The 8761-nt window shown below is 74.2% G+C and carries 7 protein-coding genes; 3 read left to right on the top strand and 4 right to left on the bottom strand.

The annotated features are described in order from the left end of the window. Nucleotides 1-90: 90 nt before the first annotated feature. A complete protein-coding gene (locus tag JKV81_RS23325) occupies nt 91-2745 on the bottom strand; it encodes an ATP-binding protein (RefSeq protein WP_202077598.1) in 2655 nt (884 codons plus the stop codon). Between the two features lie 107 nt (nt 2746-2852). On the opposite strand from JKV81_RS23325, the gene JKV81_RS23320 reads away from it, so the two are divergent. From JKV81_RS23320 to JKV81_RS23310, 3 genes are all read left to right on the top strand, one after another. Then, on the top strand, nt 2853-3392 hold the full coding sequence (locus JKV81_RS23320) for a DUF309 domain-containing protein (RefSeq protein ID WP_129266628.1): 540 nt from the start codon (nt 2853-2855) through the stop codon (nt 3390-3392). A gap of 106 nt (nt 3393-3498) precedes the next feature. Next, nucleotides 3499-3921 (top strand): DUF350 domain-containing protein, encoded by a 423-nt coding sequence (locus JKV81_RS23315; protein ID WP_099175509.1) that lies wholly within the window; start codon nt 3499-3501, stop codon nt 3919-3921. A 61-nt stretch (nt 3922-3982) separates the two neighbouring features. Further along, nucleotides 3983-4381, top strand: coding sequence for a hypothetical protein (locus JKV81_RS23310; RefSeq protein ID WP_202077596.1), 399 nt, complete (start codon nt 3983-3985; stop codon nt 4379-4381). 29 nt (nt 4382-4410) lie between these two features. On the opposite strand, the gene JKV81_RS23305 is transcribed toward JKV81_RS23310, so the two are convergent. The 3 genes from JKV81_RS23305 to JKV81_RS23295 are packed head-to-tail and all read right to left on the bottom strand — an operon-like array spanning nt 4411 to nt 8566. Next, the gene (locus JKV81_RS23305) at nt 4411-5682 is read right to left on the bottom strand and encodes an FAD-dependent oxidoreductase (protein WP_202077595.1); all 1272 of its coding nucleotides are present in this window, start codon (nt 5680-5682) and stop codon (nt 4411-4413) included. After that, a complete protein-coding gene (locus tag JKV81_RS23300) occupies nt 5679-7136 on the bottom strand; it encodes an FAD-dependent oxidoreductase (protein WP_202077594.1) in 1458 nt (485 codons plus the stop codon). Before JKV81_RS23300 ends, JKV81_RS23305 begins: the two co-directional genes overlap by 4 nt. Further along, nucleotides 7133-8566: an FGGY family carbohydrate kinase gene (locus JKV81_RS23295; RefSeq protein WP_202077593.1), complete on the bottom strand. Its 1434-nt coding sequence runs from the start codon at nt 8564-8566 to the stop codon at nt 7133-7135. The genes JKV81_RS23300 and JKV81_RS23295 overlap by 4 nt, the downstream gene beginning before the upstream one ends. Between the last annotated feature and the right edge of the window lie 195 nt (nt 8567-8761).

Genomic DNA, 8761 nt, shown 5'->3' with positions numbered 1-8761 from the left:
ACCCCCAGTCAAGTGCGCTACCAAGCTGCGCCACGTCCCGATGCGTTTCCTCCCGGTTCTCCCGGGCGGCTGCGCAGGACAAACATTACCTCACTCCGAGGACCGGATCGACGCCCGTACCTGCTGGGCGCGGGTCGCCAGTCCTTCGGCGCCGCAGGCGGTGGCGAGCTTCTCGGCCCGGGCCAGCTCCTGGCGGGAGCGGATGGCGACGCCGTGATCGAAGCGGGCGAGCGCGTGCTCGTAGGCGGAGGAGGACGCGTCCAGGTGGCGTACGGACTCGGCCAGCAGGTGGGCCGCCTCCTCCTCGGGTACGAACAGGGCCATGCAGCGCAGGGCCTCGCCGATCGCCGTGTCCGTGCCGAACCGTTCCGCGTGGACGCGCGCCCGGGTGGCCAGCTGGGCGGCCCTGACCGGCTCGGTGTCGGCCAGGGCGCGGGCGAGATCCCCGGCCCAGGGCGCCCAGACTCCGTTGAAGCGGCCGCGTGGTTCCAGTGCCGCGCCCGCCGACTCCAGCTCGGCCACGGCCTCCGCCGTACGTCCCTCGGCCAGCAGCAGCCGTCCGCGTACACACGGGGCGTCCGGCAGGACCATCGCGCTGGGGTACGGCGGGCCGAAGGCGTACCGGTCGGCGACGAGCCGGGCCTCCGCCGTCCGGCCGCGGGCGAGCAGGGTGTCGACGAGGAGGCAGGTGGCGTCCCAGTGGACGGGCAGTCCGCTGCCGGCCCGGTCGGCGAGGCGCAGTCCCTCGCGCAGGAAGCCCTCGGCCTCGGCGAGACGGCCGCGCCGGCGGTGCACGAGCCCCAGGAGGGTGTGCGCGAACGCGAGGTGCGCGCCGCTCCATCCGGAGATCTCGAAGGCGCGTACGGCCTCGCCGAAGAGGGCTTCGGCCCGGTCCAGCTGGTCGGTGAACGCGTAGGTGATGCCCGCCATCGTGGGGAGCTCGAAGCCCCATTCGGAGTCGGTCCAGCCGAGCCCGCGCGCGGGCCGCCCGTCGACCAGGGCGCGTTCGCAGAAGTCCACGACGAGTTGGGCGTTCTCGCCACGGAGCATGGCGTCGAAGGCCCGCAGGGTGAGCAGGGCGCGTTCGGCGTTGTCGCGGCCCTTGAGGTGGTCCGCGTTGCGGGCGAGCCGGGCCGAGCGCGCGGGTCCGTCGTCCTCGGAGGCCTGCATGCCCTCCCACAGGAAGTGCGCGGCCTGGAGACGCATCAGACCGGGGCCGGGGGCGGTGCGTGACGCCTCGGCCGCCAGCGAGAGCGCCGCGTCCTTGAGCTGGTTGTTGTGGGACAGGGCGGAGGCCAGCCGGAAGGTGGCGTCGACGCGGAGCTTCTCGTCGAGCCCGGGTGTGTCGAGCGCGGCGCGCAGGTGCTGCACCGTGGTGGCCGGCGAGGAGAGCAGCGTGGCGCAGCCCAGTTCGTACAGCAGCTCCGCCCGCTCGTCGGGGCGCGGCGGTTCGTCCAGGGCGCGTTCGAGACAGCGCCTGGCCGCTTCCGGGGCGCCGACCGCGAGATGCTGCCGTGCCGCCTCGCGGAGCTGCGCGACGAGCTCCTGGTCGTCGTCGGGGTGCACTTCGAGCAGATGGCGGGAGGCCGCGGCAGCCCCGAGGCCGGCCTGGGTGATCGCCCAGGCCGCCCGGCCGTGCATGGCGGTGCGCGTCGCGGGCGGGATGGAGCGGTAGACGGCGGTGGCGATGAGGGGGTGGACGAACTCCAGCGGGTCGAAGCCGCTGACGATACGGGCGTCCCGCAGCCGTGCCGTGCAGTCGGCGGCCTCCGCCGAGCTCATCCCGGCCAGGGTCGCTGCGAGTTCCTGGGAGATCTCGGTGCCGAGCACGGCCGCCGCCCAGGCGAAGCGGTTGGCGTTGGTGCCGAGGCGTTCGAGGCGGGCGACGAGCCCGCTGCCCCGGGCGGAGGCGCCGAGTTCACGCAGGAAGCCGGCGGATTCCTCGACCGGTGGCAGTTCGCGGTCCTGGGCCTTGGCGACGAGCTCGACCGCCTCGTACGGGTTGCCGCCGGTGACGGCCCAGACCTCGCGGCAGAAGGGGTCGTCCGCGTGGTCCCCGAGGCCGGCCCGCACCAGTTCGGCCGTGGCCTCGGGGGTGAGGGCGCGCAGCGCCACGCGGGTCAGCGCCGGGTGGCCGGCGGTGCTGTTCTCCGGGGCGCGGGCGATGGCCCAGTCGGCGTTGCGGTCGGCGAGCTCCTGCGGGCGGTGTGCCTGGACGACCAGCACGGGCAGTTCGGACAGCCGTGCGGTGAATCCGGCGAGCCAGGCGAGGGATTCGCCGTCCGCCCAGTGCGCGTCGTCCACTATGAGGAGCAGCGGCCGGTGGCTGAGGCCGGAAGCGAGCCGGGAGACGACGTGGTCGAGGCCGTCCCTGACGCCCTGGGGGTCGGGCTGCGGGCCGCTGGGGTCGGCGAGGCCCAGGGCGGGCGCGGCGATGTCGAACCAGTCGCCGAACAGGGCGCGGATCTCGTCGGCGGGGAACCGGACCAGTGCGGGCTGGAGCAGTTGGCGTACGACGTGGAACGGCACCGAGGTGACCGTCTCACCGCCACGGGCGGACCAGATGGTGCAGCGGTCGGTGGCCATGGCCTGGATCTCGCCGAGCAGCGCGGTCTTGCCGATGCCGGCTTCGCCGCTGAAGACCAGCAGCCCGCCGGCCGCTTGTCCGCCGCAGAGGGCGTCCAGCGCCTGTGCGGCTGCGGCGAGTTCCGGTTCGCGCTCGTACAACGGCCGGGACGGCTTCATGCCTCCCCTTCCCAGGGTGGTTGCGAAGAGCACCGAGCCTAACCGTGCGCGGGTGCGGGGGGACAGGGTTCCAGCCGTTCTCCGCAGGTGCGAGGCACAATCGGGGGGTGGACGAATCTCGCAGGGACCGCGACGAGGAAGGGAGGGCGCGCAATGCGCGCCCCCGGGACGGGCTGGGGCGCCCCCTGCCGTACGGGGCTCCGGGGGTGGAGCGGCAGCCCGAGGGTGTGGTCCGCTCCCCCGGCGAGACGGTGCGCGAGGCCCAGCGGCTGCTGGACGCGGGCATGCCGTTCCATGCCCATGAGGTGTTCGAGGACGCGTGGAAGTCGGGGCCGGACGAGGAGCGCGAGCTGTGGCGGGGCCTCGCGCAGATGGCGGTGGGCCTGACCCATGCCGCCCGGGGCAACGCGGCGGGCGGGGCACGGCTGTTGAGGCGCGGCGCCGCCGCTGTCGAGGAGTTCCGGACGGCGGATCCGCACGGGATCGGCGTGGACGGGCTGATCGGCTGGGCACGGGAGTTGGCGGGCCGGGTGGACCCGTCCGGGTCCGGGGGCGCGGAGGCTGCCGGTCCGCAGGAGGCCGCCCCGGTCGTCGACGCGGCCGCCGAGGCACCCTGGTTGCGGCGGGGAGACCGGCCCGGGGAGTGAGCGCACGAATGCGATAGGTTTTGCTCCTTCTTGACGGCGTGTTTGATCACGCCGGTCACGTTCAGGTTCCATTCTTCGACCACTCGCTCAGGAGACGGACGCCCCGATGACCGACATCATCAACGGCCTCGGCCGTGCCACCGCATACGGGGCCCTCGGCGTCGTACTGCTCGTTCTCGGCATATTTCTGATCGACGCCCTGACACCGGGCAAGCTCGGCCGCCAGATATGGGAGGAGCGCAACCGCAACGCGGCGCTCGTCCTGAGCTCGGCGCTGCTGGGCATCGGCGGCATCGTGTTCACGTCGATCTGGACGACGTACGACGACTTCGGCAAGGGGCTCGTCTCGACGGCCGCGTTCGGGCTGCTCGGTCTGGTCATGATGGCGGTGGCCTTCCTCGTCGTCGACCTGGTCACGCCCGGAAAGCTGGGGGCCACGCTGGTGGAGCGGGAGCCTCATCCGGCGGTGTGGGTGACGGGCGCCTGCAACCTGGCGGTGTCCGCCATCGTGTCGGCGTCGATCGCCTGACCGCCCCCGGGATCCCCGGTCCGGCGAACACCACCGTGCGCAGCTATTACGATCCGGCGTCATGACCACTTCTGACCAGGACCAGGACCGACAGCAAGAGCAGGAGCAGGACCACGGGCCCGGCGAGAGCCCTGCGGCGATACCCGTGGCGATACCTGCGGCTACGGCGGGGGACGACGTACCGGAAGAGGCCGCTGCGGAGGGGAGACTCACTCCACGTCAGGCGCGGCGCCTGCGGATCGTCCTCTCCTCGGTGGGGATGGCGGCGATGGGCGTCGTCCTGGCCCTGCGCATAGCCAGCCGTTCCTCGGTCCTGGTCGTCGGGGTCTACGGGCTCGCGCTCATCCTCTGCGGTGTGGTGATCGAGCTCAGCAGGAACGGCCGCACCCGGCTGGGCAGCTGGCTGCTGGGGGTCGGTCTCGTGGCGGCCGTCGGCGCCGACTGGCTGCTCATCCCCTGACGCCGGTCCGGCCGCCCCGCCCCCTCCGGTCAGTACGCGCTGATCCGGACGGACGCGCCCTCCGGGTCGACCCGGTCCGCCCAGTCGGCCGCCAGATGGAACGGGCGCCCCGGGACGGCGGCCGACAGCAGCCGCTGCCGGTGGAGTTCGCGCCCGTCCTGCGAGACGACGAGCAGCGGCCGGGGCAGCCGCCGCGCGGTGCGCAGCACGAACCGGTCGCCCTGCGGGCGGGCACCGTCCGGCCCCGTCACGTTGGGGGCGATCCACCGCAGGGGTGCGTCGACGACCAGACGTGGTCCGCCACCCGGGGCTTCCCCGGTGCCGGCCAGACGGTGCAGTACGGGCACGGCGACGGCCCGGCCCTCCTGTGCGGCGAACTCGGCGTGCTCGACGGCGTGCAGCAGGTTTCCGGCGGCGAAGACACCCGGCCGCGAGGTGCGGAACGCCGCGTCGTAGGCCGGTCCCCGGGTGCCGGGGTCGAGCAGGAGCCCTCCGCGCCTGGCCAGTTCGTGGTCGGGGACGAAGTCACCGGTGAGGACGACGGTGTCGCAGCGCAGCGTGGTGGTGCGGCCGTCCTCGTGGCGCAGCGACACCCCGGACAGCCGGGTCCTGCCCGTGAGTCCGGTGACGGTGGCGCCGGTGAGCAGCGGGGTGTGCCGGTGACGCGGGCGGACCGTGCGGGACGGCCGGTCGGTGACCATGGCGACGACGTGGACGCCGGCGGCGCGCAGGGTGGCGGCGGCCGCGTGGCCGACGGGCTCGTCGCCGACGACGACCGCCCGGCTGCCGATCCGCTGTCCGTACAGGTGGACGGCCTGCTGGAGTTCGCCGGTGGTGTAGACGCCGGGTGGCCGGGTGCCGGGGACCATGCGGGCGCTGCGCGGCCGTTCACGGGCGCCGGTGGCGAGGACGACGGCTCTGGCGGTGATCCGTTCGAGTCCGGCGGGTCCGGTGGTCTCGACGGTGAGGGGCCCGTCCCAGCCGGTGACGGTGACCCCGGTGCGCAGCGTGGCCCCCGCGTCCAGGGCGGCCGCCACGCTCCGCCGGGCGTAGGCGGGCCCGTCCGTCCCTTCCCGGGCGTACGGGGAACGGGTCGCGGACGTCCACGCGTACAGGGACCGGGTGAGGCGCCCGCCGAATCCGCCGTGGTGGCAGTGGCGGGGGATGCCGCCCGCCTCCTGCTCGCGTTCCAGGATCTCCACCCGGCCTGCGCCGGCCGCGGCGAGCTCGGCTCCGGCGGCGAGGCCCGCGGGGCCTCCGCCGACGATCAGGACATCGGCCTCGCGTGCGTTCCGGGTCACGGTCGCGCCTCCTCGAACAGGGCGCGGACGGCGGCGCCGCAGTAGAAACCCTGGCAGCGGCCGCCCCGGGCGCGGGTACGGCGCCGCAGGCCGTCCAGGGAGTGCGGCGGGACCGTCGCGGACAGCGCGTCCCGGATCTCCCCGAGGGTGACCTGTTCGCAGTGGCAGACGAGCGTGCCGTACGCCGGGTCCTCGGCGATCAGTGCCGCGTTCCGGTAGGGGCGGGGGAACGCCTCGCCGAGGTTGGGCATCGTGAGGGGCGGGAGTGCGCGTGGCTCCCCGGTCTCCAGGCCGGTGGCGGCGAGCAGGTCCATGACGTGGCGGCCGATGGCCATGGACGCGGTGAGGCCGGTGGAGCGGATGCCGCCGACGGCGACGTAGCGCTGTGCGGGGTACTCCTGGATGCGGTAGTCCTCCTGTCCGGTGGCGGCGCGCAGGCCCGCGTAGACGGCGGTGACCTCCTCGTCGAGGAGTTCGGGCAGGATCCGGCGGCCCTTCTCGCGCAGCTCGTGCAGGCCGTCGGCGGTGGAGCCGGTGGCGGTCTTGTCGTCGAGCTCCTCGGCGGTGGGGCCGAGGAGGACGTTGCCGAACACGGTCGGGGCGACCAGGACGCCCTTGCCCGCCGGGCCGGGGACCGGCAGCAGGATGTGGCGGACGAGGTCGCGGGCGAGCTTGTCGTAGACGATGAGCTGGCCGCGGCGCGGGGTCACGGTGAACACGTCGTGGCCGAGGAGCCGGTCGATCTCGTCGGCGTACAGCCCGGCGGCGTTGACCAGGTAGCGGGTGCGCAGGGGGCCGCGCGAGGTGGTGAGCGTGTGTCCTCCGGCGTCGCAGGCGATGTCCCGCACCCGGCAGTTCAGGTGCAGGTGCACGCCGGCGCGGACGGCCTGGGTGGCGAAGGCGAGCGGGGTGGTCCAGGGGCAGATGATGCTCTCGTCGGGGACGTGGAGGGCGCCGAGCGCGCCGGGTCCCAGGTGCGGTTCGCGGGAGCGCAGTTCGCCGGCGTCGAGGATGCGGGACGCGTGGTAGCCGTTGCGTTCGGCCTTGGCGCGCAGCCGGGGCAGGGCGGCGAGCTGGTCCTCGTCCCAGGCCACGAGGAGGGCGCCGACGCGCTCGACCGGGATGCCGGTCCCGGCGGCGTACGCGGCGAGGAGATCCCGTCCTTCGCGGACGAGGCGGGCTTCCAGCGAGCCGGGGTCGGCGTCGAAACCGGTGTGCAGGATCGCGGTGTTGGCCTTGGAGGTGCCGCTGCCGATGTCGTCGGCCGCGTCGATCAGGGCGGTGCGCAGGGGGTGGCGGGCCAGTTCGCGGGCGATGGCCGTCCCCACGACGCCGGCGCCGATCACGGTGACGTCGTACGTGCCCTCCGCGTCCTTCCGCGCGTCCCTCGCCGGGGCGTTCGCCTGCGCGTCCTCCGGGGACAGGGGGCCGGTGGTGGTGACGGTGACGGTCATGCGCGCTCCAGCAGGCTGTCCACGGCGGTACGGAAGCCGGCGAGGCGCTCCGCCGCCTCCTCGGGGCCGATCCGTGGTTCGTACACGGCGGAGGGCCGCCACTCGGGGGTGGCCAGGCCCGGTTGCAGGTCGGGGTCGAGGCCGAGCCTGGCCACCACCCCGGCGCCGAGGGCGGTGACATCGGGCAGCGCCGAGACCTCGACCGGTCGTTGCAGCAGGTCCGCCTGGGTCTGCATGAGCAGGGCCGAGCGGGTCAGGCCGCCGTCGACCCGCAGCGTGGTCAGCGGCCCGCCGAGGTCGGAGGCGACGGCGTCGGCGAGGGCGACGACCTGCGCGGCGATGCCCTCGCACAGGGCGCGGACCAGATGGCCCGCGGTGGTGTCGAGGCCGAGGCCGGTCACCGAGCCGCGCAGGTCGCTGCGCCACCAGGGCGCGGCGAGGCCCGCGAGCGCCGGGACGAAGGTGACCCCGCCGGTGTCGGGGACCGAGGCGCCCACCGGGTCGAGGTCACCCGCTCCGGAGATCACCCCGAGGTCGGTGAGCCAGCGCACGGCCGACGCGGCCGTGTAGACCTGGCCGTCCAGGCAGTAGGCGGTACGTCCGCCGAGGCGCCAGGCGACACAGCTGACCAGCCCGCTGGAGCCGCTGCTGGGCCGGCCGCCGGTCTGGGCGAGGAGGAACGCGCCGGTGCCGTAGGTGCATTTGGCCTGGCCCGGTTCCAGCGCGTTCTGCGCGAGCAGCGCGGCCTGCTGGTCGACGAGGAGACCGGTGAGGGGCACCTCCCCGCCGAACGCGGTGGTGGTGCCGACCGGTCCCGCGCAGTCGACGACGGTGGGGAGCCGCTCGTCGGCGAGGCCGAAGATCTCCAGGGCGGCGGGCGACCAGCCGACCTCGTGGAGGCCGAGGAGCTGGGTGCGTCCCGCGGTGGCGGCGTCGGTGACGAAGGCCCCGGTGAGCTGGTGGACCAGCCAGGAGTCGCTGGTCGTGACGACGCCCTCCCGGGTGCGTTCACGGCGTAACCACGCCATCTTGGGCGCGGCGAAGTACGGGTCGAGCGGCAGGCCGGTGAGCCGCTTCAGCTCGTCCCCGTGTGCGGCGAGTTCGGCGCAGATGCCCTCCGCGCGCCGGTCCTGCCAGACGACCGCGTCGGTGAGCGGGCGGCCGGTCGCGGGGTCCCAGGCCAGCACCGTCTCGCCCTGGTTGGCCAGGCCCACGGCCGCCACGGGCTCGGCGGCGTCCGCGACCGCCTGCCGGCCGGCGTCGAGCACCGAACCGATCAGCTCGGCGGGATCCGCCTCCACGAGGCCCCCGGCGCCGTACCGCGGGCGTACGGGTGCGGAACCGGAACCGATCACCCCGCGCTCGGGACAGATCACCAGTGCCTTGGTCCCGGACGTCCCCTGGTCGATGGCGAGTACCGGTCCCGTCACTCCGTGCTCCAGCCGTGCGGACCGCCCGGACCCGGGCGGAATCGTGATCATCTGGTCTTCGCGCCCACAGTCGTGCAGACCACGCCCCACGTCAACCCTCACCGGAACTTCCCGTCCGGAGCGCCTACGGAAGGTCAACGTGCGGTATGTGAAGGCTACTTGAGAAGATCCTCGGAGTCGCCGGAACGTGGGGGC

It is taken from the genome of Streptomyces silvae (assembly GCF_016745505.1).
Taxonomy (GTDB): domain Bacteria; phylum Actinomycetota; class Actinomycetes; order Streptomycetales; family Streptomycetaceae; genus Streptomyces; species Streptomyces silvae.
Note: the sequence above shows the minus strand (reverse complement) of the source record. Positions and strands in the feature narration are given on the sequence as shown.